A 26280-nucleotide genomic window follows, 5' to 3' on the forward strand; every position below is an offset into this window, starting at 1 on the left:
CGGCGGGGCCGGACCGGGCCCGGCACCAGGGCCGACGACCTCCGACCGGGCGGTCCGACCCGCCCGGAGGAACTACCCTGGGCGCATGAGCCCGAAGCACTCCGCGCAGTCGATGAAGCCCGCCACGGCGGCCAAGAAGCTCGGGGTGTACCTGCCCGCGACGCCCGAGGAGTTCCGGGCGAGGGAGATCTCGCGCGCCGAGCTGGAGGAGCTCGAGAAGAACCCGCCGGAGTGGCTCGACGACCTGCGCCGCAACGGCCCGCACCCTCGGCCCGTCGTCGCGGGGCGCCTCGGCGTCTCGATCTCCGGCCTGACGCGCGGCGGGCTGACCGAGCCCTTGACCACCGAGCAGATCGACGAGCTGCGCCAGGAGCCGCCCGCGTGGCTCGTCCAGGAGCGCGAGGTCCTCAAGAAGGTGCGCGCCGAGGAAGAGCGTCTCGCCGCGCAGCAGTCCCGCAAGGCCTGAGCCCGGGACGTCCCAGCCCCCGGTCGTCACAGCGCCCGGTCGGCACGCCTGCCGGGCGCCGGACTCCCACCGCGCACGCGGCGGAGGCGCCGATCCTCCCGACCGTCAGGCGCTCCCCGCCGCGCGGTCCGTGTGGCCGAGCGACAGGTCGGGGGCCACGGCGTCCCGCACGCGGCGCTTGAGGTCGGGGATCTCCGGGAACCCGCCGTCGGCCTTCCGGTCCCACAGCACGACCGGCCCGTCCCCGGCGTCGAGCGTGACACGGAACACCCCGTCCGTCCCGGGCACGAGCGCGACCTCGCCGAGCCGGGTCCGGAAGGTCTGGAGCAGCTCCTGCGCGACCCACGCGGCGCGCAGCAGCCAGCGGCACTGCGTGCAGTACTCGACCGCGACGCGCGCCGTCCCGCGAGGCACGACCGTCGCGGGAGGTTCCACGGGCTCGCCGGCGGGCAGGGGCTGGTCGGCGTCGTCCGTCATGCCGCCCAGCCTAGGCTCGCCGCGGTGTCGTCAGGCGTCGTCACGTGTCGTCAGGTGCCGCGCTCGGCGGGCAGGCGACCGGACGCGACCGCGGCCTCGAGGGCGGCGTAGTCCTTCTCGACGACGTCGGCGTACGCACGCGACCAGCGCGCCACGGCGTCGTCGAACGTGTCGGCGCCCCCCAGGTAGCCGAGCGCCAGGCGCGCCCCGGGCGACTGGCTGTGCGCCCGGGCGAGGACGCGTCCGCACAGCCCCCCGTACCGGGAGAGCTGGCCGGCCGTGAGCCGGTCGAGCTCGACCGACCCCTTCATGTCACGGAACTGACGCCAGAAGAAGTCGACCCGCCTGCGCCCGGTGTGCTCCGGCGCCTCGACGTCGACCCACCCGAGGAACGGGTCGGAGTGCGCCTGGAGGATGCGTTGCGCCGCGACGACGCGCCGGCCCTGGGAGAGCACGTCCCGCGCGGGCCTGAGGCCTCCCGGCAGGGCGTCCGCCATCCCTCCGTACCGTGCGAGGACCGACGTCGCCGCTTCCTTGACCTGCAGCACGAGCGGCTCACCGGCCGGCCCCTCGAAGAGCAGGATGTAGCAGCGCGTGCCGACGCTCCCGACACCCACGACGCGCAGCACGAAGTCGACGAGCGTGAACTGACCGAGCAGGAGGCGGACGTCGGCCCGCAGCGGTTCGCGGTAGCGCTCGAAGAGCGTCGTCAGCTCGTCGAGGGACACCCGGTCGACGTGCTGCGTGACGGGAGGCTGGTCGACGATCCGCGCCCGCCCGTCCGCCGTGCGCGTCGTGATCCGCTCGACCACCTGCTCCGACGTGCGCCGACGCGCCTTGCGCACGGTGCGGCGCAGCTCCTCACGCCCCGCCTTGCGCATCGACGGCTCGATCGACTCCGTCTCGACCTGGAACGAGAACCGGTCGAGCGCACTGCCGGTCACCAGCTCCGTGAGCGACTCGCGGTAGCCGCGGACGGCGAGGCGCGCCGCGTCCGCGCACTCGTCCTCCGACAGACCCTTGTCCCGCCCGCCGACGTACATGCTCGCTGCGAGCCGCTTGACGTCCCACTCCCACGGCGCGTCGCACGCCTCGTCGAAGTCGTTGAGGTCGAACACGACCCGCCGCTCGGGCGACGCGAAGAGACCGAAGTTGGACACGTGCGCGTCACCGCACGCCACGACGTGGGCCCCCGACCGGGGGCCGTCGCGCAGGTCGTGCGCCATCGTCGCCGCCGTGCCGCGGTAGAACGCGAACGGGGACTCGAGCATGCGACCGATGCGGAGCGGCACGAGCTCCTGCAGCCGGTCGCGGTTCTGCTCCTCGATGATCGCGACCGGGTCCCGCTCCGGGAGGACCAGCTCACCCTGGGCCCGGCGCGGCGCGCGGTCCCGCAGGGAGCGGCCGGCGGCGCGTGACTCGTCGAGCGTCCTCGGGACGTCCATGGTGGCCTCCTCGGACCGGGAACCGCAGGCTAGCGCGCGCACGCGGGCAGCGCGCGCCGGTCCGTCGGGGAGACTGGGGGCGTGACGACCCCCGACCTCGACGACCTGCTCGCCCGGCTCCGCACCGACGACGACGGCCCTCGGCGCGAGGACTCCCCCGTCGCCGTGGACGCCGCGGACCGCCTGCTGCTCGACGAGGCGGCCCCGTGGCTCGCGGCCGTGGGTGCGGGGGAGGTCGCCGTCGTCGACGACCGCCACGGAGCGCTCACGCTCGGTGCCGCGGCCCTGGTCGGGGGGTCGTCCGCGGGCGCGCCGGACGGCCCAGGACGCGCCGGCGGCGTCGTCCGGGTCCACCAGGACGCGTGCACGGCCGAGGCGGCGCTCGCGGTGAACGCGGCGTCGACCGGGAGGCACGGCGCCTACGCGCAGCACGCCCTGGGACCGGGGCTGCTCGCCGGGGCGCGCGTCGTCCTGCTGCGTCTCCCCCGCGGGCTCGCCGCCCTGCGCGACGTCGCGGAGCACGTCGCACGCGAGGCCGACCCCGGCGTGGTCCTGCTCGCGGGCGGTCGGGTCAAGCACATGACGCCCGCGATGAACGCCGTGCTCGGCGAGTCCTTCGCCGACGTGCGCGCGAGCCTCGCGCGCGGCAAGTCCCGCGTCCTGGTCGCGCGCGACCCCCGGGTGCCCGACGCCGCAGCCCCCTTCACCTACCCCGTCACCGTCGACCTGCCCGACGTCGGCCTCGCGGTGGCCGCGTACGGTGCGGCGTTCGCCGGGGCGAGCCTCGACCTCGGCACGCGGTTCCTCCTCGAGCAGCTCGACGGGTGGCTCTCGGGCGGCGCGACGGCAGGCGCCTCGTCGGACGGCTCGTCGGACGGCTCGTCGGACGCCTTAGCAGGCGGCCCAGCGGGCGGCCCAGCGGGCACCCGCACGGGCGAGCCGCGCGACGTCGTCGACCTGGGCTGCGGGACGGGGATCCTGGCGGCGTGGGCCGCGCGGCGCTGGCCGGACGCGCGCGTCGTCGCGGCCGACCGCTCGGACGCTGCGGTGCGGTCGGCCGCGCTCACGGCGCAAACCAACGGCGTGGCCGACCGCGTGCGCGTCGTCCGGGACGACGCGGGCACGTCCCTCGAGGACGCGAGCGCCGACGTCGTGCTGCTCAACCCGCCGTTCCACGAGGGCGCGGCGCTGCGCACGGACGCGGCGCACCGGATGTTCGCGACGGCGGGCCGCGTGCTCCGGCCGGGCGGCGAGCTGTGGTGCGTGGGCAACTCGCACCTGCGCTACCGACCGGCGCTCGAGCGCGCGGTCGGCCCGACCGTCCAGATCGGGCGCGACAGGCGCTTCACCGTGACCCGGTCGGTCCGGAGCCCCGCGAGATAGCGACGCCCGGCACCGAAGGGCGCCGGACGTCGCTGTCTCGCGAGGTTCGTCGCTCGCTCGCGGAGGACTACTGGACGTCGACGACGTCGACCACGAAGACGAGCGTGTCCGTGCCGCCGATCCCGGCCTGCGGCACGCCGCGCTGGCCGTAGCCGTGCTCCGGCGGGATGGACAGGAGCACGCGCGAGCCGACGTTCTGCCCGACGAGGCCCTTGTCCCAGCCGCCGATGACGGCGCCGACGCCGATCGGGAACGCGATGGTGTCGCCGCGGTCGTAGGAGTTGTCGAACACCTGGCCGCCCCACGTCTGGCCGAGGTAGTGGACGACGATGTTGCGCCCGGAGGTGACGGCGGGGCCGTCGCCCTCGGAGAGCACGACGACCTGCAGGCCGTCCGGCGCTCCGGACTCCGGGAAGGTCAGGGTCGGCTTGTCGCCGAAGGAACCCGAGGCGGAGGGCAGAGCGGTCTGCTCGGCGGGCTGGTCGGTCACGAGGATGCCTCTCGTCGGTGAGCTGGGTGTACCGCGTGCACGCGGCCCGTCCACCTTACGCGGCGTGGTCCCGGGGCGGCCCGGGATGCCGCCGGCCGAGGTCTTGCCACCGGCGGCTAATGCAATTAGCCTATGGGCTATGACACTGCGCCAGACACCTCCGGTCGTCCACCACCTGTCGCGACCCGCAGGGCGGCTCGCCTACACCGACGAGGGGGCGGGCTCGCTCGTCGTCGCCGTCCCCGGCATGGGCGACCTGCGCGCCACCTACGACGACGTCGTCCCCGCCCTCCTCGCCGACGGGCACCGCGTCGTCGTCATGGACCTCCGCGGCCACGGCGACAGCGACACCACCTTCGCGACGCACGGCGACGAGGCCACCGCGTCGGACTACGTCGCGCTCGTCGAGCACCTCGACGCCGGGCCCGCCGTCCTCCTGGGGAGCTCGTTGGCGGCCTCCGCCGCCGTGATCGCCGCCGCCGAGCGGCCGGACCTGGTGCGCGGGCTCGTGCTCCTCGACGGGTTCCTGCGCGAGCCTGCCTCGCCCGCGAAGCAGCGCGCGATGCGGCTCCTGTATCGCGCGCTCTTCGTGCGGCCGTGGGGCGCCGCGGCCTGGGCCTCCTTCTACGGGACGCTCGTCAAGGGCCGACGTCCCGCGCGGCTCGCCGCGCACCAGGCAGCGATCCGCGCGAATCTCTCCGAGCCGGGCCGGCTCCGCTCGTTCCGGCACCTGACCGTGCAGCTCGACCACTCGGTCGTCGAGCCCCGGGTCTCGCGCGTGCAGGCCCCTGCGCTCGCGATCTTCGGCGCGCTCGACCCCGACTACGCCGACCCCGTCGCCGAGGCCGCATGGGCCGAGGAGGCTCTCGGGGCAGCGACGCTCGTCCTGCCCGAGGTCGGCCACTACCCCCAGCTCCAGGCCCCGGACGACGTCGTGGCGGCGGTCCTCCCGTTCCTCGCCGCGCTGCCCGACGCCGTGCCCGTGGCGGGCGGGCAGGGCGCGGTGCACGGCGGTGACCGTGGGTAGGGCCGGGCTGTCGCGCGACGCGGTCGTCCGGATCGCGCTCGACCTCGTCGACGACGGCGGCCCGACCGGGTTCGCCGACCTCTCGCTCGCGAAGGTCGCGGCACAGGCCGGCGTCGCGACGCCCAGCCTGTACAAGCACGTCGCGTCCCTGGCCGAGCTTCGGCGCGAGGTCTCCGTCGTGTGCGTCGAGGACCTCACGCGGGCGATGACCGACGCGACCGTCGGGCTCTCCGGCCCCGACGCCGTCGCCGCGCTGGCGCACGCGATCCGCGACGTCGCACGGTCACGCCCGGGCCGGTACGCGGCGTCGCAGGTCGCGCCCGACCCGGACGACCCCGCCGCGGCGACCCTGCAGGAGGCGGCGGCGCGCAGCGTGCAGGTCGTCGCCGCGGTCCTGCGCGGCTTCGACCTGCCCCCGGACCGCACGATCGACGCGATCCGCTCGCTGCGTGCGAGCCTGCACGGCTTCGTGCAGCTCGAGCTCGGCGGCGGCTACCGCCTTCCCGACGGCCTCGACGAGAGCTTCACGACGCACGTCGCGATGATCCTCGCCGGCCTGGACCACCTGCGCCGTCGCCCCTGACCCCTCTGGGCAACCGTCGAGCACGGGATCTGCCACCGATTCCCGAGGGAAACGGTGGCAGACCCCGTGGTCGACGGTGGACAGCCCCGTGGTCCTCGCTGCGTCAGGTCGCGAGGAAGCCCAGGAGGTCGTGGCGCGTGAGCACGCCCGCAGGGTCGCCGTCCTCAACGACGAGCAGTGCGTCGGCGTCGTGCAGGGCCTCGCGGATCGCCTCGACGCCCTCGCCGGCCCCGATGAGCGGGAACCGCGGTTCCATGTGCTTGTCCACGCGGTCGGCGAGCGACGCACGCCCCGAGAAGACGGCGTCGAGCAGCTCGCGCTCGCTCACGGACCCCGCGACCTCGCCGATCTTCACGGGCGGCTCCGCGCCGACGACCGGCATCTGCGAGACGCCGTACTCGCGCAGGATCTCGATCGCGTCGCGCACGGTCTCGTTGGGGTGCGTGTGCACGAGGTCGGGCATCCGTCCGTCCTTCGCGCGCAGGACGTCGCCCGCGGTGATGCCCTCCTCCGCGGGCAGGAACCCGTACGACCGCATCCACGCGTCGTTGAAGATCTTCGACATGTAGCCGCGGCCGCTGTCGGGCAGGAGCACGACGATCACCGCACGGGCCGCTGCCTCGGGGTCCTCGTCCTGGAGCCGGCGCGCGAGCCGCAGCGTCGCCTCGACGGCCATGCCGCACGAGCCGCCGACGAGCAGGCCCTCCTCGCGCGCGAGACGCCGCGTCATGGCGAAGGAGTCGGCGTCGGACACCGGGATGACCTCGTCGGGCACCGTGGGGTCGTACGCGTCGGGCCAGAAGTCCTCGCCCACGCCCTCGACGAGATAGGGCCGTCCGTCCCCGCCGGAGTACACCGACCCCGCCGGGTCCGCGCCGACGATCCGCACGCGTCCGCCGTCGTCGGCTGCGCGGTCGGACGAGACCTCCTTGAGGTAGCGGCCCGTGCCGGTGATCGTGCCGCCGGTGCCGACACCGGTGACGAAGTGTGTGACCCGTCCGTCGGTGTCGGCCCAGACCTCGGGCCCGGTGGACTCGTAGTGCGACAGCGGCCCGTTCAGGTTGGCGTACTGGTTGGGCTTCCACCCGCCCGGGATCTCCTGCGCCAGCCGGTCGGAGACGGAGTAGTAGGAGTCGGGGTGGTCCGGCGCCACGGCCGTGGGCGTCACGACGACGCGCGCCCCGTACGCCCGGAGCACGTCGCGCTTGTCCTGGCTCACCTTGTCGGGGCACACGAAGACGCACTCGTACCCCTTGCGCTGGGCGACGAGCGCGAGCCCGACCCCCGTGTTGCCCGACGTCGGCTCGACGATCGTGCCGCCCGGCCTCAGCTCGCCCGACGCCTCCGCCGCCTCGACCATCTTGAGGGCGATCCGGTCCTTCACGGAGCCGCCGGGGTTCACGTACTCGACCTTGGCGAGGATCGTCGCCGACAGCCCTTCCGTGACGCGGGTCAGCCTGACGAGCGGGGTGCCGCCGACGAGCTCGGAGATGTGCTCTGCGTATCTCATCCCCCGATCATCCCCGATCGGCGGGCGGCAGACAGGTCGCGACGGCTCCGCCCTCCGCCGACCGGGAATTTCCGTACGGTGTAGAGCGTTGGACGTCTCCGCCCGACCACGATCGAGAGGTGCTCCGTGACCGTGACCGCGACCGCCCCCACCACCGCTCCTGCGACCACCACCGCCACTGCCGCTGCGACCACCACCGCGCCGGTGACGGCGCCCGCCGTCCCGTCCTTGCCGTCGCTCGCCGACCAGGCCGAGCGGCTCGTCGCGCTCGGCGTGCCCGCGCTCGCCGGGCTGACCGACGATGCCGTGCGCGCCGCGGCCGCCGCGCTCGCGGCGACGACGCCGCCCGGCTCGCTGCTCGTCGTCGACCCCGCGCTCGCACCGCCGTCGGCGCTGGCTCCGCTGCTCCGGCTGCCGGTCCGCGGCGGCGAGAAGGAGGGCTTCGTCGTGGTCGACATGGAGGACGTCGACCGGTTCGAGCCCCTGGAGGGCCTCGAGGTCCCCGACGGTGCGGTGTACGCCGTGACCGCCGTCGAGCGCGGCGACGAGATGGCGAACTGGTCGCCCGACGAGGCGCTGCCGGAGATCACGCGCCGCGGTCGCACGCCCCTCCTGCTCGCCGAGGGGATCCACTGGGCGCTCCAGGTACCGGACGTCGTCGCGCGCAACCACTGCTACATGACGATCGGCTCTCGCCTGCGCAAGCCCGGTGGCACGCTCGACACCCGCACGCCCGCGATCTGGATCTCGAACGGCACAGGTCGCGACGGTCGCGAGCGCCGCGGTGCGCCGAAAGTCGGCTGGTGCTGGGCCGGCAACCGCCACACGTGGCTCGGCTTCGCCTCCGCGACCTTGCGCCGCGGTCTCCCCGCCTGACCCTCCCGCTGAGTGCATGAAACAGTCGCGGCCGGGGGCTCCGGCTGCGACTGTTTCATGCACTCAGCGTCAGCCGAGGAAGCCCAGCAGGGCGACGAGCACGACCACGACACCGAGCACGACGACGAGCAGCGGGCGGTCCGACGCCTCGCGCGCCGTGAGCCGGCCGAGCCCCGCACCGACCGCCGCGGTGATCCCCACCACGACGGCGGCCCCGGCGATGAGCGCTCCCCCGCGGCTCGCGCCGGCGTCGGCGAGCTGGTTCGCGAGACCGCCCGCGAGGAGCGATCCCCACAGGCCGCCCGCGACCAGACCGAGCACGGCGAAGACGAGCGCGGCCCGCCCGTCGGTCGCGTCCTTCGTGACCCGTGAGCCCAGCCACGCGACGGCTGCGCCGGCGGTCGGGACGCTGAGCAGGATGAGGAGCGCGGCGAACGCCAGCCACGCGGGCGGCGCGCCGGACAGCACCATGTACACGACCTGGACGCCGAGCATCGCCGCCGCGGCGACGACGAGCCCGGCCGCAAAGACCGGCACCCGCGGCGGGAGCGTCTCCGCCGCGGGTGCCGGTCCACGAGAGTCTCGCGCCACCGTCAGTCGCTGCTCTGCAGGATGGCGAAGAGTCGCAGGAACTCGAGGTAGAGCCAGATCAGCGTCACGAGCAGACCGAAGGCTGCCGACCACGCGAACTTGGCGGGCACGCCGCCCTCGACACCGCGCTTGATCGAGTCGAAGTCGACGATGAGCGACGCGGCCGCGAGCCCCACGGCGACGAGGCTGATGACGATGCCGAGTGTGCCGCCGCGCAGGCCCCACCCGTCGAGCGCGCCGAACATGAGCAGCACCACGTTGACGAGCGAGAACGCGAGGTAGCCGACCATCGCGATGAGGAGCCAGCGCGTGAACTTCGGCGTGACCCGGACCTTGCCCGAGCGGAACAGGAGGAGCGCCGCGGCGAAGGTCGCGACCGTCGCGACGACGGCCGACGGCACGACACCGCTGTAGAAGCTCTCGTAGTACGCGCTGATGCCGCCGAGGAACACACCCTGGGCCACGGTGTACAGCGTGATGAGCAGCGGGCTCGGGTTGCGCTTGAACGCGTTGACGAGACCGAGCACGAGGCCGGCGATCGCGCCGACCGGCCACAGGCCCGGCGCGACGAACCACGTCGCTGCACCGACGACCACGAGCAGGGCCAGCAGGCCGCCCGTCTTCATGATGACGTCGTCGTAGGTGAGGCGCTTGGTGTCCGCGGTCGTAGCGGCCGGTGCGTCGTACATCTGGTTCAGCGTGGCCGCGTCGGCGGTCTGGGCGCCGTGCTGCCCCCACTGGCCCGCCTGGGGCGGCGTGCCGTAGGCGGGGTTCTGACCCTGCGCCGGCGGCGTGCCGTACGCGGGCCCCGCCTGGGTGGCGGCCCCTCCGCGCCGGTTCTTCGGATCACCGAAGACCGCGCTGTTGTTGAAGACGGGGTTGCTCATGAGCTCCTCCTGGTCGCGGCGTCCACTCTTGCAGCGGGCCTCGTCATCGGCGTTCCTGCCTCGAGTCGGGTGTCGCTGGCCTGACGTTCATCCTACGGAACGTGCGAGCCCCGGTCACTGTTCCCGCGGGCGATCCGGTCGCGGGACCGCTGCGCCGCGAGGACCACGGACCCTGACCGGCGTACCCCGCACGGAGTACGCCGCACGACCCCCGGGCGCCGAACATACGCCGCAAGGTGGCTGCCCGGCGTCGGGCACCGGACCTAGGCTCGGCGACGACCCCACGACACACCTCCGAGCGGGCCGAGGCCCGCGCAGCACCCTGGAAGGGGCGAGCCATGATCGAAGCACGCGGCCTGACCAAGCGGTACGGGCCCAAGACGGCGGTGGACGGCATCTCGTTCACCGTCCGCCCCGGGACCGTCACCGGGTTCCTCGGCCCGAACGGCGCCGGCAAGTCCACGACCATGCGCATGATCATGGGTCTGGACCGCCCCACCGCCGGGACCGTCACCGTCAACGGACGCCCGTACGCGCAGCACCGCTCCCCCCTCACCGAGGTGGGCGCCCTGCTCGACGCGAAGGCCGTCCACACCGGGCGCTCCGCCTACAACCACCTCCGCGCGATGGCCGCGACGCACGGCATCCCGACGAAGCGCGTCGACGAAGTCATCGAGATGACCGGCCTGCAGTCCGTCGCGAAGAAGCGCGTCGGTGGCTTCTCCCTCGGCATGGGGCAGCGCCTCGGCATCGCCTCCGCGCTGCTCGGCGACCCGAAGACGCTCATTCTCGACGAGCCGGTCAACGGCCTCGACCCCGAGGGCGTCCTGTGGGTCCGCAACCTGGCGAAGTACCTCGCGTCGGAGGGCCGCACGGTCTTCCTGTCGAGCCACCTCATGAGCGAGGTCGCCGTCACCGCGGACCACATCATCGTCATCGGCAAGGGCCGCATCATCGCGGACGCCCCGGTCGGCGACATCGTCAACGGGTCCCAGCAGCGCACCGTCCGCGTCCGCACCCCGCACGCGACGCAGCTCGCGGAGCTCCTCACCCGCGACGGCTCGACCGTCACGAGCGACGAGCCCAGCCTGCTCGTCGTCTCCGGCGCCGACGCCGCGGGCATCGGCGAGCTCGCCGCCGCGCAGGGCTTCGTGCTGCACGAGCTCACGCCCGTCGCGTCCACGCTCGAGGACGCCTACATGGCCCTCACGGCCGACTCCGTCGAGTACCAGACCGAGTCCGCGCAGATCCACGTCGGGCACGGCGCCACGGGCGCCGCGCCGGCGGCCGTCGCGCAGGACGCGCCCGTCCAGACCCCCGAAGGAGCGCACCGATGACCGCCACCGCAGTCTCCGCCGGCCCGACGGCGACCCGCAGCACCCCCTACCGCCTCACCTTCGGCCACGTCCTGAGCTCCGAGTGGATCAAGTTCCGCTCGCTGCGCTCCACGTGGTGGACGATCGGCACGACGATCGTCGTCATGGTGCTGTTCAGCATGTCCATGGCGGCGTCGTTCAACCTCGCGGCCACCAACCCCGAGATGGCTCAGGGCATGGGCAACATCTCGACCGTCCAGGCGATCGTCCTCGGGTTCATCTTCGCCCAGCTCGCGGTGGCCGTCCTCGGCGCCCTCGTCGTCACGGGCGAGTACTCGACGGGCATGATCCGCTCCACCCTCGCCGCCGTCCCGACCCGCCTGCCCGCCCTGTGGGCCAAGGCCGGGATCATCGGCGTCGTGACGTTCGTCGTGGCACTGGTCGGCATCGGGCTCTCGTACCTCGTGACCGCGCCGATGCTCTCCGGGAACGACCTCGTCCCCGACCTCGGCGACTCCGTCGTCCAGCGCGTGATCCTCGCGTGCGCCGGCTACCTCGCGCTCGTCGCGCTCCTCGCGGTCGGCGTCGGGACGATCATGCGTCACTCGGCCGGGTCGATCTTCACCCTCGTGGCCTTCCTGTTCGTCCTCCCGCTCGTCGCGAGCTTCCTCTCGCAGGAGTGGGTGCAGGACGTCGCGAAGTTCCTCCCGATGAACCTCGCGACCGCCATGATGGCCGTGACGGAGGCCGACGCCGGTGGCGTCGAGATCCTCACCCCCGGCGCGGCGAGCCTCGCGATGGCCGCGTGGGCCGTCGTCTCGCTCGCTGTCGCGGCGTTCGTGCTCAAGCGTCGGGACGCGTGAGCACCCCGCACACCACCCCGCCGACGCCGGACGAGCCCACCGCTCGTCCGGCGTCGGCCGCTGCACGCCCCGACGTCTCTCCCCCTGCGCAGGCTTCGCCGTCACCACGCACGTTGGCCATGCGGCCGGCCCCGCAGCCGTTCACGGAGCTCGACGCGCGACGTCTCGGCCCCGTGCGCCGCTACTTCGCCCGCCATCCGGTCGTCATGGACTGGCTGGTCAGCGCGATCTTCGTGGTCCCCGGCCTCTTCTACGTCCTGCTCTCCCCGGAGACGGCGAGCCTGCCCGACGTCGTCGCGGTCCTCCTCGTCCTGGCCGGCGGTACCGCTCTCCTGTGGCGGCGGCGACGTCCCGTGCTCGTCGCGCTCGCCGTCGCCGTGCTCGGCGTCGTCGCCATCGCCACGACGGGCGACACCGTCGGGTACGACGTCGCGTCGATGTTCGCGATCTACACCGTCGCCGCCGCCCGCCCACCACGCGTCGCGTGGCCCGTGCTCGCGGCCCTCGTGGTGCCCTTCACCACGGCCACGCTCCTCTGGTACGACGTCATCCTCGACGCGGACGGCGAGCTCGTGCGCGAGGCGGCCGACGCGGGGCAGGTCACCGCCGAACGGGTCATGAGCATCCTCGTGACCACGATCCTGTGCCTCGTCGCGATGGCGATCGGCTCGAACGTGCGGGCACGCCGACAGCACGTCACCGACCTCGTCGACCGGGCGAACTCGCTCGCGCGGGACCGGGACCAGCAGGCTCAGCTCGCGGCCGCCGCGGAGCGCACACGCATCGCGCGCGAGATGCACGACGTGGTCGCGCACTCCATCACCGTCATGGTCGCCCTGGCCGACGGTGCCCGGGCCTCGGGCGAGAAGGACCCCGAGCTCGCCGCCCACGCCCTCGACGAGCTCACGGCGACCGGGCGTGCGGCGCTCGCCGACATGCGCCGGGTCCTGGGTGTGCTGCGCGAACCCGGTCAGGAGGGTCGGACGGTCCCGTTCGCCCCCGCCGACGACGTCGCGGAGCTCGAGGACATCGTCGAACGGTTCCGCACCGCGGGCCTGCCCGTCCGTCTCGTGCGGCGCGGGCCGCAACCGGCCCTCGAGCCCACCGTGCGGCAGGCAGCCCACCGCATCGTCCAGGAGGCGCTGACGAACGTGCTCCGCTACGCGCCCCTCGCGCCGATCGTCCTCCTCGAGGTCGTGCGGTGGGACCGCTCCGCCTTCGGCGAGGGCGACTGGCTCGAGCTCCGCGTCGTGAACCGTGCCGGACGGCGCCCCGGCGAGGGCGACAGCGTCGACGTCCGCGCCCTGCCGCCGTCGGTCGCGGAGGCACACCCCGAGGGCGTGCCCCTCGGCACCGGGCGCGGGATCATCGGGATGCGCGAACGCGCCGCCGTGCACGGCGGTACCGTGACGGCCGGACCGGTCGGCGACGGCTGGGAGGTCGTGGCGCGCCTGCGCCTTGACGGAGGACATCGATGACGGGAACGGGAGGACCGGTGGGTCACGACGACGGGACGCCGAGCACGAGCAGGATCCGCGTGCTGCTCGTCGACGACCAGGCGCTCCTGCGCATGGGGTTCCGTATGATCCTCGCGGCCGAGGACGACATCGAGGTCGTCGGAGAGGCCGGGGACGGCGCGACCGGGATCGCGCAGGCGTCGGCCCTGCGCCCGGACGTCGTGCTCATGGACGTGCGCATGCCCGGCACGAACGGGATCGAGGCGACGGAACGGATCGTCGCCGAGACGCCATCGTCTCGCGTCATCATCCTCACGACGTTCGACCTCGACGAGTACGCGTTCTCGGCGCTCCGCGCGGGCGCGAGCGGCTTCCTCCTCAAGGACGCGAAGCCGGGCGAGCTCGTCGGGGCGATCCGCGCCGTCGCGAGCGGCGACGCGGCCATGTCCCCGCGCATCACGCGGCGGATGCTCGAGATGTTCTCGGGCCAGCTCCCGCAGGACGGCGCAGCGCCCACGACAGCCGCGACCGGCCGCGACGACCCGCGCCTGTCCCACCTCACGGCCCGCGAGCTCGAGGTGTTCGAAGCGCTGGGCGAAGGCCTGACGAACGCCGAGATCGCGGGCCGCTTCGTGCTCTCGGAGGCGACGGTCAAGACCCACGTCGGCCGCGTCCTCGGCAAGCTGGGCCTGCGCGACCGCGTCCAGGCCGTCGTCCTGGCCTACGAGACGGGCGTCGCCCGCCCGTCCTGACGCTGCGGTCGCGCGGTCGTGCGGTCGTGCGGTCGTGGGTGCTTCCGGCCGGGTGGGGTGGGACGGCGCCAGGGCGAGGGGCAGGACGAGCGGGCGGTGCGACGTCGGATGCGAAGGGCGTCAAGGCCGCGCTCCTGAGACGGACAGCCGACCGCGCGAGGTGACGGCGCGGACAGCCCGAGCACCGACGACGCACCGCCCGCGGACCCGACCGGACCCCAGACCGACCGGACCCCGGACCCGACCGTCAGGCCTGCGCGGGGACCAGCTTGTCGGCCTCGGCCTGCGCGGACGCCCCCTGCTTCGCGGCCCGACGAGCCCGACGCTTCTCACCGCGACGCTCGACGAGCAGGTAGAGCACGGGCACGACGACGAGCGTGAGCAGCGTCGAGCTGATCAGGCCGCCGATGACGACGAGCGCGAGCGGCTGGGAGATGAACGCGCCACCGCCCGTGATGCCGAACGCCATCGGGGTGAGAGCGAAGATCGTCGCGAGCGCCGTCATGACGATGGGGCGCAGACGCTTGCGCGACCCTTCCAGGACCGCGTCGTCGAGCGAGCGCCCGCGTTCGCGGTACTGGTTGATGAGGTCGATGAGCACGATCGCGTTGGACACGACGATGCCGATGAGCATGAGCATCCCGATGAGCGACGGCACGCCGAGCGGGGTCGACGTCGCGAGCAGCAGGAGGAGCGCACCGGTCGCGGCGAACGGCACCGAGACGAGCAGGATGAGCGGCTGCACGAGGGAGCGGAACGTCGCGACCATCACGACGTAGACGATGAGGATCGCGGCGAGGAGCGCGAGGCCGAGGTCGGCGAACGCGTCCTCCTGCTGGGCCGCGACGCCGCCGATCTCCACCGACGCGCCGGCGGGCAGGTCGAGCTCGTCGACCGTCGTGGTGAGCGCGGCCGTGAGCGAGCCGAGGTCCTGGCCCGCAGGCGTCACGGAGACCGTCGCGCTGCGCTCGCCGTCCAGGCGCGTGATCGAGGTCGGGACCGCGACCTCCTCGATCGTGGCGACGGACGTGAGCGGCACCGGGCCGGTGGCGCTCGGGACGACGAGAGCCTCGAGCTCGGCGACCGTGGCCGGCCCCTCGCCCTGCGACACGACGACGTCCACGGGACCGTCGCCGAGGTCGACGCTCCCGACCGGCATCGGCGACATGACCGACGCGACGAGCCCGGAGAGCTGGGTCTCGGTGAGGCCCGCCGCGGTGGCGGCGTCGCGGTCGACGCTCACCTGGACGGTCGACTGCTCGGCGGCGAGGTTGTTGGTGACCTCGATCGCGCCGTCGGTCGCGGCGGCCGCCTCCTGGACCTGCTGCGCGGCGTCCGCCAGCGTGTCCGGATCCGTGGTCCGCACGACGAGGTCGACGGTCGAGGAGCCCATGAGCGCCTCGCCACCCGCGACGGTGATCTCCGTGGTGGCGTCGGTGCCGAGGTCGGCGACGGCGTCGCGGATCGTGTCCTGCGCCGCGGTGCCGTCGGCGTCGTCGGCGAGCGTCACGGCGAAGCTCGCCTGCGGCGTCGACCCGCCGCCGAAGAACGCCGCCGCGGCGACGTCTCCCTGGCCGACCGTCGTCTGGACGGTCTCGACCTCGTCGAGACCGAGCAGCGCGTCCTCGACGGTGCGCGCCGCCTCGTCCTGCGCGGCGAGCGTCGTGCCCGGCTCGAACGACTCGGTGACCGTGAGCGTGTCCTGGCCGGAGTCGCCGAGGAAGTTCGTCTCGAGGCGCGGCACGAGCGCGAGCGTCCCGACGAGCACGAGCACGGCGACCGCGAGCGTGACGACCGGGCGGCGCAGCGAGGCGCGCAGTGTCGGCATGTAGGCGCGCTGCCAGATGCCGCGGCGCTCCTTCGCCTCGGCCTCGGCGCGCGTGCGCTCCGCGACCTCGGCCGCGCGGGCGACGGACTCCTCGGAGCCGTCGTGCTCGACGACGCCCTTCGGCGCCTTGATGAACCAGTACGCGAGCACCGGGACGATGGTCAGCGCGACGAAGAGCGACGCGAGCATCGCGATGGCGACGGTGACCGCGAAGGGCCGGAACAGCTCACCGACCATGCCGCCCACGAGCGCGATGGGCGCGAACACGGCGACCGTGCAGATCGTCGAGGACGTGATGGCCCCGCCGACCTCGCGCACGGCGGTGAGGATGGCCTCGCGCTTCGGCTCGCCGTACGACAGGTGTCGCTTGATGTTCTCGATGACGACGATGGAGTCGTCGACGACGCGGCCGATCGCCACGGTCATGGCGCCGAGCGTGAGGATGTTGAGGGTGTAGCCCGTCGCGTTCATGACGATGAACGTCACGCACAGCGACAGCGGGATGGAGATCGCCGAGACGATCGTCGATCGCAGCGACGTGAGGAACAGGAGGATGACGACGACCGCGAACAGCAGCCCCAGCCCGCCCTCGGTCGCGAGGCCCTCGATCGACTCCTCGATGAACGGCGCCTGGTCGAAGACGACGGCGACGCGCACGCCCTGGTCGGCGAGCGCCTCGTCCAGGTCGGTGAGCGCGTCCTGGACGGCGTGGGAGATCTCGACGGTGTTCCCGGCGGGGGTCTTGGTCACGGCGATCGCGAGCGACGGCTCGCCGTCGAGCCGGGAGTACGACGTCGCGTCGGCGTCGACCTCGGCGACCTCGGCGACGTCACCGAGCGGCACGACGCCCGCCGTGCCCTGGAGCGGGAGCGCCGCGAGCTCGTCGACGCTCGTGATCTGCGAGCCGATCTGGACCGTGAGCTCGGTGTCGCCCTCGGCCACGGTGCCACCAGGGATCAGCACGCCGTTGTCGTCGAGGAGCGTGGAGACGTCGGCGGACGACACCCCGGCCACGGCGAGCGCCTGCGGGTCGAGGTCGACGTGGACCTCGCGGTCCGCGACGCCGGTGACGGCGACGGACCGGACCTCGTCGATCTCCTCGAGCCGCGGCACGAGGACCGACTCGACGACGGAGCCCAGCTCGGCCGCGTCGAGCTCGTCGCCGCCCTCGGCCCCCGCGGCGGCGAGCTGGATGACCGGGAGGTCGTCGATCGAGCCCGTGACGACCTGCGGCTCGACGTCGGCCGGCAGCTGGGACTGGACGCGCGTGACCGCGGTCTGGAGCTGCTGGGCCGCCGCGTCCATGTCGGTGCCGTAGTCGAGCTCGACGGTGGTGACGGACAGGCTCGTCGACGCGGTCGAGCTGACGCCGGCGACGCCGTCGACACCCTGGACGGCCGCCTCGAGCGGCTCGGTGACCTGGTCCTCGACGATCTCCGGTGCGGACCCCGGGTAGACGGCGACGACGGCCGCCGCCGGGATCTGCAACGACGGGATGAGCTCCTGCTTGAGCGAGCCGAGACTGACCACGCCGAAGATCGCTGCCGCGACCGTGACGAGGGCGACGACGGCTCGGTTCGCGAGCGACGTCCGGGCGAGTCGGGACACGGTGCCTCCTGGCAGCGAGGAAGAATCGTCGGAAAGGACTTCGACGCCGTCGTCGATCGTTAGCCTAACGCTAAGCATCCACGACGGGTTCCCGGTACGGTCACGTCGTGGGAGAGCAGCACGACGAGCGGCGGGAGCCGCGCAACGACGACCAGGCAGACGAGCGCCGTCGACTCGTCGACCGCGTCGAGGACGCCGGCGCCGTGCTCAGCGAGATCTTCCTCGCGCAGCGGCTCGAGCCGATCCTCACCACCCCGCTCACCGTGCAGCAGCTGCGCGCCCTCGCGGTCCTGCAGCTCGACGGGCCGTCCGGCGCGCACCACCTCGCCGAGGTCCTCGGCGTCACGGCGGCGACGGTCTCCGGCATCGTCGACCGTCTCGTCGCCGCGGAGATGGCCGAACGCCGTCCGGACCCGAGCGACGGGCGCGTGCGCCTCGTCGCGGCGACGGAGCGCGGGGCGGAGGCTGTCCGGCGTCTCGCGGCGCGCGAGGAGCCGACGCAGCACCTCCTGGCGCGTCTCGACCTCGACGACCTGCGGGCGCTCGTGCGCGGGATCTCCGCGCTGGTCGACGCCGCGCGCGCCGAGAAGGACGCGCGCGACTGAGCCGTCACGGGGCGGGGAGCGCCCACCGGATCGCGCGCGTGACGACCGCACCGGCAGGACCGGCGAGCGCCGGCGGCACGAGCCGCACCGGCGGCAGCCCGTCGCGTGCCCACGGCGGCAACGACGCGCGGGCCGCCGCCGCGAGGCCGGCGTAGACGGGCCGGACCGCGGCCGGCAGCGGCGGTTCGACGAGGAGGAAGCGTGCGGCGTCGAGCGCCGCCGGCGTGACGGCGAGCTCGGACCGGTAGGCCGCGACCGACGCCTGCAGCTCGGCCCACGAGCGCGGCACGTCCTCGACCCCGAGGCGGTGCCCGACGTCGCCCGCCCGGTCCACGTACTCGTCGCACCCCGCGCGGTCGAGCGGGTCCGCGCCGAACAGCTGGTGCGCGACGAGGAAGCTCTCGGTCTCGGCGACGTGCACCCAGCGCAGCAGGTGCGGGTCCCCCGCGGAGTACGGTCGCCCGTCCGGGGCCGTCCCGCGCACGCGGTGGTGCACCGCACGGACGGCGTCGACGGCCCGCTGCGCGTCGTCCGCCGTGCCGAACGTCGTCGTCGCGATGAACGTCGACGTGCGCTGGAGCCGGCCCCACGGGTCCCCGCGAAACCCCGAGTGCGCGGCGACGCCCGCCATCGCGAGCGGGTGCAGGCTCTGCAGCAGCAGCGCGCGCAGACCGCCGACGAACATCGAGGCGTCGCCGTGCACGCGCCGGACCGGCGAGCTCTCCTCGAACCAGCGCACGCCGGGCGAGTGGTGGATGCGCGCGCGGGTCGCCGCGGCGTCGGGCCCGGCGACGCGCGCGAGGATCGCCGCGCCCGCGGAGCGCCGTACGGGTGAAAGAGCGTCCAGCATGTCCTGATCGTCCCACCATGGCGCGAGCACGCAGCCCCACGGCCCGATCGCGGCTCTATCCTGTGCTCGCGGGCGGCGCCCCGTGGGCGCGCCTCCGGACCGGCCGGCAGGTCGTCCGGGACGTGCTCGGAGGACGTCGTGGGAATCAGGTCGCGTGTCGCGGCGAACCGCCGGACCGTCGCCTCGGCGACCGTCGTGGCCCTCTTCGCGACGATGCTCGTCGCCGTCGCCGCGCTGTCGGAGGGTGAGGCGTCCGCGGAGGTCGAGCTCAACGACTCCGGCGTGTGGGTGACGAAGACGTCCACCGGCCTCGTCGGCCGGTTCAACGCCGAGTCGCAGGCGCTCGACGGATCGCTGCTCTCCGGGAGCGCGTCCTTCGACGTCCAGCAGCAGGCGGGTCGGGTGCTCGTCGAGGACCACGCGACGTCCACCGCGAGCCCCGTGGACGTCGCCCACCTCGTGCTCGACGGCTCCGTGCGCGCGCCGGCGGGGTCCCAGGTCCGCTCGGGCGGCGGCACCGTCGCCGTGCTCGACACCGACGAGGGCACGCTCTGGGTCATGCCGTTCGACGCCGCCACCGGCCTCGACCCCGAGAAGACCGAGCCGGTCGCCACCGTCGGGGAGGGCGGCACGCTCGCCGTCTCCACGGACGGCACGGTCTTCGTCGCCGACCCTGCCGAAGGGCTGCTGCACGAGGTCCGCTCCGGTCCCGACGGCGTGGCCGAGGAGCCGACGTCGTCGGCCCTCGCGGTCGCCGCCGGCGCGGACCTCGAGCTGACGACGGTCGGCGAGCTCCCCGTCGTCCTCGACCGGACCGCCTCCACGGTCGTGCTGCCGTCGGGCAGCGTGGTGAGCGTGGCGGACGGGTCCGAGGCCCGGCTCCAGCAGCCGTCCGCCGAGTCGGGCTCGGTCGTCGTCGCGACGGCCACCGGGCTCGTCACCCAGCCCCTGCGCGGGGGTGACGCCGTGGTCCGGCGTGCGAGCGGCGTCCCGGCGCCGCCCGTACAGCTCGACGGCTGCACGTACGGCGCCTGGTCGTCGTCCGGGGAGGTCGTGCGCGACTGCGAGGGGACCGAGCGCGACCTGCAGCGCACGCTCGACGGCGTCGACACGCGCGCGACCCTGCAGTACCGGGTGAACCGGCACGCGATCGTGCTCAACGACCTGGCGGCGGGCACCCTGTGGATGGCGGCGGACGAGTTCGAGGTCGTCGACGACTGGGACCAGGTCAAGCCCGAGGACGCCGAGGGCGAGGAGTCCGAGAGCGAGGAGAGCTCGCCGGAACAGGTCGACCAGGTCCTCACCGACCGCTCGAAGCCCAACCGGCCGCCGCTGCCGAACGACGACGTCCTCGGCGTGCGCCCCGGTCGCACGACGATCCTGCCCGTGCTCGCGAACGACGTCGACCCCGACGGCGACGTGATGACGGCGGAGCTCGCCGGCGCCGGCCCGGACGACGTGCTCGTGCAGCCCGTGCTGGGCGGTGCGGCACTCCAGGCGACGGTCCCCGCGGACGCCGAGGGGCGCTCGTCGTTCACGTACCGGGTGAGCGACGGCCGGGCCGGCGGGACCGCCGAGGCCGACGTCACGCTCGAGGTCTTCGGCTGGGACGTCAACGAGCCGCCCGCGCAGACCGGTGAACCGGTGCTGAAGGTGGTGCAGGGCGGCACGGCGACGATCAAGGTCCTCCCCTACTTCCGTGACCCCGAGGGCGACGAGCTCTTCCTGTCCTCGGCGAGCACGTCGGGCGCGGGCGACGAGGTCCGCACCCTTCCCGACGGCACCGTCGAGTACCGCGACGCGGGCGCCGCGCCGGGGCGCAAGATCGTCGAGCTGCTCGTCTCCGACGGTCGCGTCACCGCCGAGGGCCGCCTCCTCGTCGACTCCGTCCCCGCCGACCAGCCCCCGACCGCGGTCAACGACCACGTGGTCGTCCCGGTCGGCGAGACCGTCACGGTCTCGCCCCTGCGCAACGACTCCGACCCGGACGGCGACGCCCTGCGGCTCGTCGGGGTCGCCGAGCAGGCGCCCGCGGAGATCACTCCGAGCTTCGAGGCCGGCACGTTCGACGTGCGCTCCACCGAGGCGCGGTCCTACGACCTGACCTACGACGTGAGCGACGGCCAGTCCGTCACGACGGGTCTGGTGCGCGTCGACGTCGTCGCCCCGGCCGACGACGACGCCCCGCCCGTCGTCGTGTCCGACCGCGCTCTGCTCCCCGCCGACGGCTCCACCCTCGTCGACGTGCTCGCGAACGACACCGACCCCTCGGGCGGCGTCCTCGTCGTCCAGTCGGTCGAGGTGCCGGACGGCTCGGGGATCTCCGTCGCCGTCCTGGCGCACCAGGTGCTGCGCGTCACCGAGGTGCGACGCCAGTCGGAGCCCGTGACGTTCCGCTACACGGCGTCCAACGGCTCCCGCACCGCGGTCGGCGAGGTCAGCGTCGTCCCCGTCCCGCCGCCGGTCGAGCTGCGGCCGCCCACGGCGCTGCCCGACGAGGTCACGGTGCAGGCCGGCGACGTCGTCGACATCCCGGTGCTGCGCAACGACGTGCACCCCGACCAGCTCGAGCTGACGCTCCAGACGGAGCTCGAGCAGGACGTCGACCCGGCCGTCGGGGAAGCGTTCGTCTCCGAGGACCTCCTCCGGTTCCGCGCCGGAAGCAAGGCCGGGACGACGTACGCGATCTACCGCGTCCGCGACTCCAACGGTCAGGAGGACTCGGCCCAGGTGACGATCCGGGTCCGGGCGGACGAGGACAACGCCGCCCCGCGGCCGCCCGAGGTCGTCGCCCGCGTGCTCAGCGGGACGACGGTCCGCATCGCGGTCCCGCTCGGCGGCGTCGACCCGGACGGCGACTGGGTGACCCTCTCCGGCGTCGCGTCCCCGCCGGGCAAGGGGTCCGCCGAGCTCGTCGACGGCTACCTCGAGTACACCGCCACGGCCACGGCCGTCGGCACGGACACGTTCACGTACGCGGTGGTCGACGCCCGCGGCGCGACGGCGACCGGCACCGTGCGCGTCGGCATCTCGGTCCCGCCCGCGACGAACCAGCCGCCCGTCGCGGTCGACGACGAGGTCACGGTCCGGCCGGGGCGCACGGTCGCCGTCGACGTGCTCGACAACGACAGCGACCCGGACGGCGACCAGCTGTCGCTCGTCGCGTCGGAGGTCGAGGGCGCGCTCGAGCTGCCCGCCGAGGTCGTGGGCGACCGCGTCGTCGTCACGACGCCGCCCGACGACGGGACGTCGACGTTCTACTACGCCGTCCAGGACGCGTTCGGGGCGCGCGCCTCGGCCGCCGTGACGGTCGTCGTGCGCCGGGACGCACCGCTGCTGCCCCCCGTCGCCCACGACGACGTCGTCCCGCTCGAGGCGGTGCTCGGCCGCGAGAGCGTCGACGTCGCCGTGCTCGACAACGACGTCGACCCCGACGGGACGGCGCAGGAGCTCACGGTGGAGGTCGCGGACGAGGACGTCGCCGTCGACGAGGACGGCGTGCTGACGGTCCCGCTGACGACCGAAGCCCAGGTGATCACGTACACCGCGACCGACGTCGACGGGCTCAGCACGCGCGCGTTCGTGCGCGTGCCAGGGCTCGGCACTGCGGAGGAACCCGTCCGCAAGCCCGTCCTGCGCGCCGGGATCACCCCGCTCGAGGTGCTCAGCGGCGAGCCCCTGACGATCGACGTCGCCGACTACGTCGTCGTCGCCGAGGGCCGCACCCCGCGCCTCACGGAGGAGTCGGCGGTCACCGCGTTCGAGGGGACGCGCGAGGTCACGGGCGCGACGACGATCGTCTACACGTCGCGCGCCGAGTACGCCGGGGCGGCGGGTGTGACCTTCGAGGTCACCGACGGCACCGGGCCGGACGACCCCGACGGCGCGACCGCCGTCCTGACCCTCCCGATCCGCGTGCTCCCGCCGGAGAACCTGCCGCCCGAGCTGGGTGCGCCGACGGTGGAGGTCGCGGCCGGGGAGGAGACCTCGATCGACCTCGCCCGGTTCGCGACCGACCCGGACGAGGACCCCCTGACGTTCACCGTCACGGGGTCCGCCCCGGGCCTGACGACGACCGTCGAGAGGTCCACCGTCACCGTCCGCGCCTCGGCCGACGTCGAGCGCGGCACGACGCTCACCGTCCCCGTGCAGGTGGGCGACGGCGAGAACCCCGGGGTCGACGGCGAGCTCGCCGTGACCGTGGTCGCGTCGACCCGTCCCCTCGCGACGCTCGTCGACGACGTCGTCGAGGACGCGCACCAGGGGGTCGAGATCTCGGTGCCCGTGCTGCGCAACGACAAGAACCCGTTCGAGGAGGTCGGGCCGCTGGAGCTCCTGGGCGCCGCGGTCGACACCGGCGACGGGTCCGCCCAGATCGCCGGCGACGAGGTCCTCGTGACCCCGGACGAGTCCTTCGTGGGCGTGCTCGTCGTGCGGTACCGGGTCCAGGACGCGACGCAGGACGTCGAGCGGCAGGTCGAGGGCAGCGTCACGGTCACCGTCCTCGGCAAGCCCGAGGCACCGACCGCGCCGCAGGTCCAGGAGGTCCGCTCCGAGACCGTCGTGCTGACGTGGGACCCGCCGAACAACAACGGTGCGGAGATCACGGGCTACACGGTGACGTCGCAGAACGGGTACGAGAAGGCGTGCGCGACGACGACCTGCACCCTCGACGGGCTGACGAACGACGTCGAGTACACGTTCACGGTCGTCGCCGAGAACGCGGTCGGCCCGTCGCCCGCGTCGCCCCCGTCGCCGCCCGCACGGCCGGACGAGAAGCCGGACCCGCCGGCGGCGCCGACCCTGACCTTCGGCGACCGCTCGCTCACGGTGACGTGGGAGAACGCGACCTACACCGACCGCTCCCCCATCCGGTGCGTCAACCTCGAGATCGTCCCGGCCCCGGACGACGGCGTCTTCCGCAAGACGTGCGTCGCGGGCACCGAGACCGTCTGGTCGGGTCTCGACAACGGCGTGCCCTACACAGTCACGGTCCAGGCCGTCAACGAGGCGCCGGAACCGTCGGACTGGGGCGCGGAGTCGGCCCCCGAGGTCCCCGCCGGCGTGCCGGACGCGCCCGCCGCGCCCAGCGCGACGCGCTCGGACAGTGCCGTCAACGGCGGCGTGATCGGCCTGACGTGGAGCACGCCGTTCGAGAACGGTGACGCCGTGAAGACCTATCACGTGCAGCGCATCCGGAACGGCTCCCGCGACGGCGCCGCCGTGCCCGTCGCCGGCAACTCGTACACGGCGACCGGGCTCGACAACGAGTCGTCGTACACGTTCACGGTCACCGCGGAGAACAAGGCCGGCAAGGGCGCGGCGAGCGCCGCGTCCGCCGCGGTGATCCCCTACGGCAAGCCGGGCGCGCCCGGGGCGCCGTCGGCCGCGCTCATCTCCGGCGACACGAACGGGAAGGCGCGCGTGACCTTCGGGGCGGCGGACGCCAACGGCGACGCGGTGACGTACACCGTGCGCGCGAACGGCGCCGGTGGTCGCAGCATCCAGTCGACCGCCACGACCTACACCTTCACCGGCCTGACGAACGGGCAGCCGTACACGTTCGACGTGCAGGCGTGCAACGCCGCCGGGTGCTCGACGTGGACAGGCCTGTCCGGCTCGGTGACGCCGTACACGACACCGAGCACGCCCGGGGTCTCGTGGACGAAGGCGTCGGCGACCGACGGCTGGTTCACCGTGAGCGGGCCGAGCTCGGACGGCGGCAACGCCGCGCGCGTCGAGTGGTCGCTGTCCGGCTCGGAGAGCAACAGCGGCACCGGGACGGGACGCATCGACCTCGCGGGCGGGTACTCGCGGAGCTACACCGTGCAGGCGCGCGCGTGCAACGCCGCCGGCTGCTCGGGGTACGTCTCGGCGTCCGGCGCGACCGACGCGCCACCGCCGCCGCCGAACCCGCGCGCGTGGGTGGGGCGCGGGCCGCAGAGCAACGTCGCGGGCTGCTCGGGGTACATGTGCACGCAGGTCCGCGTGTACGCGAACGCGGACTTCCCGTCTGGCTCGCACACGTTCGAGTGCTGGAGCAACGCGGACGGGTACGACCACAACATCGTCCGCCCGGGCCGTTCCTACTCGGCGACGCTCAACGCCAACGGCTGGGTCGACCTGCCGTGCGTGCTGGGCAACGCCTACATCAACGGCGGGCTGGCGCAGGCCTGGGTCGTGATCGACGGCAAGCACTACGAGAGGACGACCTGGCCGGCGCCCTGACGCAGGGCTCCGCACGGCGTGCTACCGGTCCAAAGAACTCGCTGCAAAGAAACCCTTGCAAAGAGTTCTTTGGATCGGTAGCGTCGTCGTCATGAGCACAGACGACGCCGTGACGGCCGCAGCGGACACCGGGGACACCGAGCAGTCCCTCGGGCCCGCCCAGCTCAAGGCGCTGGCCCACCCGCTGCGGATCCAGATCCTCGACCTGCTCTCCGCGCACTCCGCGCTCACGGCCAGCGGGATCGCCGAGCTCGTCGGCGAGTCGAGCGGGTCGACGAGCTACCACCTGCGTCAGCTCGCGCGCCACGGCTTCATCCAGGAGGTCGCCGACCGCGGCACCGGCCGCGAACGCTGGTGGGAGCGCCGGCCCGGCGGGTTCCGACTGGGGCTCCCCGAGGACCCGGAGGACGTCGCGGCGATCGCGACGTCCCTCACGGTCGCCCTCGAGTTCGAGAAGGCGCGCGCACGCAAGATCCAGTCGCTCCTGGAGAACTCGCAGACGCTCGGCCGTGCGTGGCTCGACGTCACCCGGCTCACGACGACGGCCACCTGGCTGACCGCGGAGCAGATGGCCGAGGTCGGTGCCGCGTGGGACCAGTTCTCCGAGACGCTCGAGCGGTACAGCCATCAGGAACAGACGCCGGGCGCCCGGCCCGTCCAGGTCCACTTCAACCTCTTTCCCCTCGTCGACGGCACGGAGAACCCCTCATGAGCGCGTACTCCCCCACCCTGCCTCGCACCGCCGACCTGCGCGGGGTCGACCGGCTCCTCGTCCGGGTCGGTTCCCACCTGACCGCGCTGGGCCGACGGCGCGCCGCCGCCCGTGCCGTGGTGCTCGCGGCGCGCTGCGCCCGGGCCGAGGGTCTCGCCGCCCGGGACACGCTCGCCCGCAGCCACCTCGAGCGGCTCGACGACAACGCCGCGCAGAGCCACCCCCTGCTCCTGCGCTGAGCCGTCCCCGGGTCTGCCGGGTGGGTACCTCTGCCCCCTCGAGGCCTGTGATCCGCTCTCCCGTCCCGGCTATGCTCGTCCGGGCCG

Annotated in this window: 21 protein-coding genes; 13 read left to right on the plus strand and 8 right to left on the minus strand. The window is 73.8% G+C overall.

What is annotated here, in order from left to right; all coding sequences use genetic code 11:
- Window positions 1–85 precede the first annotated feature (85 nt).
- Window positions 86–466 (plus strand): DUF5997 family protein, encoded by a 381-nt coding sequence (locus tag AC4H2G_RS17060; protein WP_494366920.1) that lies wholly within the window; start codon window positions 86–88, stop codon window positions 464–466.
- 105 nt (window positions 467–571) lie between these two features.
- Here the strand turns inward: AC4H2G_RS17060 and AC4H2G_RS17065 are convergent, their stop codons facing one another.
- Both AC4H2G_RS17065 and AC4H2G_RS17070 read right to left on the minus strand, forming a co-directional pair.
- Window positions 572–943 (minus strand): Rdx family protein, encoded by a 372-nt coding sequence (locus AC4H2G_RS17065; protein WP_494366921.1) that lies wholly within the window; start codon window positions 941–943, stop codon window positions 572–574.
- Window positions 944–993: 50 nt separating this feature from the next.
- Window positions 994–2388 carry a DUF2252 domain-containing protein gene (locus AC4H2G_RS17070; RefSeq protein WP_494366922.1) on the minus strand — a complete coding sequence of 465 codons (1395 nt, stop codon included), beginning with the start codon at window positions 2386–2388 and terminating at the stop codon, window positions 994–996.
- A gap of 81 nt (window positions 2389–2469) precedes the next feature.
- Here AC4H2G_RS17070 and AC4H2G_RS17075 point away from each other — a divergent pair, with 81 nt between their 5' ends.
- A complete protein-coding gene (locus tag AC4H2G_RS17075) occupies window positions 2470–3771 on the plus strand; it encodes a class I SAM-dependent methyltransferase (protein ID WP_494366923.1) in 1302 nt (433 codons plus the stop codon).
- Window positions 3772–3838: 67 nt separating this feature from the next.
- Here the strand turns inward: AC4H2G_RS17075 and AC4H2G_RS17080 are convergent, their stop codons facing one another.
- The gene (locus AC4H2G_RS17080) at window positions 3839–4261 is read right to left on the minus strand and encodes an FKBP-type peptidyl-prolyl cis-trans isomerase (RefSeq protein WP_494366924.1); all 423 of its coding nucleotides are present in this window, start codon (window positions 4259–4261) and stop codon (window positions 3839–3841) included.
- A 139-nt stretch (window positions 4262–4400) separates the two neighbouring features.
- Between AC4H2G_RS17080 and AC4H2G_RS17085 the strand changes: the two genes are divergently transcribed.
- A complete protein-coding gene (locus AC4H2G_RS17085; RefSeq protein WP_494366925.1) occupies window positions 4401–5288 on the plus strand; it encodes an alpha/beta fold hydrolase in 888 nt (295 codons plus the stop codon).
- Window positions 5275–5871 (plus strand): TetR/AcrR family transcriptional regulator, encoded by a 597-nt coding sequence (locus AC4H2G_RS17090; RefSeq protein ID WP_494366926.1) that lies wholly within the window; start codon window positions 5275–5277, stop codon window positions 5869–5871. The genes AC4H2G_RS17085 and AC4H2G_RS17090 overlap by 14 nt, the downstream gene beginning before the upstream one ends.
- 103 nt (window positions 5872–5974) lie before the next feature.
- Here AC4H2G_RS17090 and AC4H2G_RS17095 read toward each other — a convergent pair whose 3' ends face one another.
- Window positions 5975–7381 carry a cystathionine beta-synthase gene (locus AC4H2G_RS17095; protein ID WP_494366927.1) on the minus strand — a complete coding sequence of 469 codons (1407 nt, stop codon included), beginning with the start codon at window positions 7379–7381 and terminating at the stop codon, window positions 5975–5977.
- A gap of 126 nt (window positions 7382–7507) precedes the next feature.
- Here AC4H2G_RS17095 and AC4H2G_RS17100 point away from each other — a divergent pair, with 126 nt between their 5' ends.
- The gene (locus tag AC4H2G_RS17100) at window positions 7508–8257 is read left to right on the plus strand and encodes a DUF5701 family protein (RefSeq protein ID WP_494366928.1); all 750 of its coding nucleotides are present in this window, start codon (window positions 7508–7510) and stop codon (window positions 8255–8257) included.
- Between the two features lie 69 nt (window positions 8258–8326).
- On the opposite strand, the gene AC4H2G_RS17105 is transcribed toward AC4H2G_RS17100, so the two are convergent.
- Together AC4H2G_RS17105 and AC4H2G_RS17110 are read right to left on the minus strand one after the other, a co-directional pair.
- The gene (locus AC4H2G_RS17105; RefSeq protein WP_494366929.1) at window positions 8327–8794 is read right to left on the minus strand and encodes a hypothetical protein; all 468 of its coding nucleotides are present in this window, start codon (window positions 8792–8794) and stop codon (window positions 8327–8329) included.
- Between the two features lie 56 nt (window positions 8795–8850).
- Window positions 8851–9735, minus strand: a complete 885-nt coding sequence (locus tag AC4H2G_RS17110; protein WP_494366930.1) for a Bax inhibitor-1/YccA family protein — start codon at window positions 9733–9735, stop codon at window positions 8851–8853.
- A gap of 338 nt (window positions 9736–10073) precedes the next feature.
- Between AC4H2G_RS17110 and AC4H2G_RS17115 the strand changes: the two genes are divergently transcribed.
- The 4 genes from AC4H2G_RS17115 to AC4H2G_RS17130 all read left to right on the plus strand — a co-directional run bounded on the left by AC4H2G_RS17115 (window position 10074) and on the right by AC4H2G_RS17130 (window position 14123).
- Window positions 10074–11072, plus strand: a complete 999-nt coding sequence (locus AC4H2G_RS17115) for an ABC transporter ATP-binding protein (protein ID WP_494366931.1) — start codon at window positions 10074–10076, stop codon at window positions 11070–11072.
- Window positions 11069–11914, plus strand: a complete 846-nt coding sequence (locus AC4H2G_RS17120; RefSeq protein ID WP_494366932.1) for an ABC transporter permease — start codon at window positions 11069–11071, stop codon at window positions 11912–11914. Before AC4H2G_RS17115 ends, AC4H2G_RS17120 begins: the two co-directional genes overlap by 4 nt.
- Before the next feature lie 119 nt (window positions 11915–12033).
- A complete protein-coding gene (locus tag AC4H2G_RS17125; RefSeq protein WP_494366933.1) occupies window positions 12034–13392 on the plus strand; it encodes a sensor histidine kinase in 1359 nt (452 codons plus the stop codon).
- Window positions 13389–14123 (plus strand): response regulator, encoded by a 735-nt coding sequence (locus AC4H2G_RS17130; RefSeq protein ID WP_494366934.1) that lies wholly within the window; start codon window positions 13389–13391, stop codon window positions 14121–14123. The genes AC4H2G_RS17125 and AC4H2G_RS17130 overlap by 4 nt, the downstream gene beginning before the upstream one ends.
- Before the next feature lie 247 nt (window positions 14124–14370).
- Here the strand turns inward: AC4H2G_RS17130 and AC4H2G_RS17135 are convergent, their stop codons facing one another.
- The gene (locus AC4H2G_RS17135; RefSeq protein WP_494366935.1) at window positions 14371–17559 is read right to left on the minus strand and encodes an efflux RND transporter permease subunit; all 3189 of its coding nucleotides are present in this window, start codon (window positions 17557–17559) and stop codon (window positions 14371–14373) included.
- Window positions 17560–17666: 107 nt separating this feature from the next.
- On the opposite strand from AC4H2G_RS17135, the gene AC4H2G_RS17140 reads away from it, so the two are divergent.
- Window positions 17667–18164 (plus strand): MarR family winged helix-turn-helix transcriptional regulator, encoded by a 498-nt coding sequence (locus AC4H2G_RS17140; RefSeq protein WP_494366936.1) that lies wholly within the window; start codon window positions 17667–17669, stop codon window positions 18162–18164.
- 4 nt (window positions 18165–18168) lie between these two features.
- Here the strand turns inward: AC4H2G_RS17140 and AC4H2G_RS17145 are convergent, their stop codons facing one another.
- A complete protein-coding gene (locus AC4H2G_RS17145) occupies window positions 18169–19014 on the minus strand; it encodes an oxygenase MpaB family protein (RefSeq protein ID WP_494366937.1) in 846 nt (281 codons plus the stop codon).
- 138 nt (window positions 19015–19152) lie between these two features.
- Here AC4H2G_RS17145 and AC4H2G_RS17150 point away from each other — a divergent pair, with 138 nt between their 5' ends.
- The 3 genes from AC4H2G_RS17150 to AC4H2G_RS17160 all read left to right on the plus strand — a co-directional run bounded on the left by AC4H2G_RS17150 (window position 19153) and on the right by AC4H2G_RS17160 (window position 26193).
- On the plus strand, window positions 19153–25242 hold the full coding sequence (locus AC4H2G_RS17150; RefSeq protein ID WP_494366938.1) for an Ig-like domain-containing protein: 6090 nt from the start codon (window positions 19153–19155) through the stop codon (window positions 25240–25242).
- 91 nt (window positions 25243–25333) lie between these two features.
- Complete coding sequence (locus tag AC4H2G_RS17155) at window positions 25334–25954, plus strand: ArsR/SmtB family transcription factor (protein WP_494366939.1); 621 nt, start codon at window positions 25334–25336, stop codon at window positions 25952–25954.
- Complete coding sequence (locus AC4H2G_RS17160) at window positions 25951–26193, plus strand: hypothetical protein (protein WP_494366940.1); 243 nt, start codon at window positions 25951–25953, stop codon at window positions 26191–26193. Before AC4H2G_RS17155 ends, AC4H2G_RS17160 begins: the two co-directional genes overlap by 4 nt.
- Window positions 26194–26280: the final 87 nt, after the last annotated feature.

The organism is Cellulosimicrobium sp. BMG9.23, from assembly GCF_059159985.1.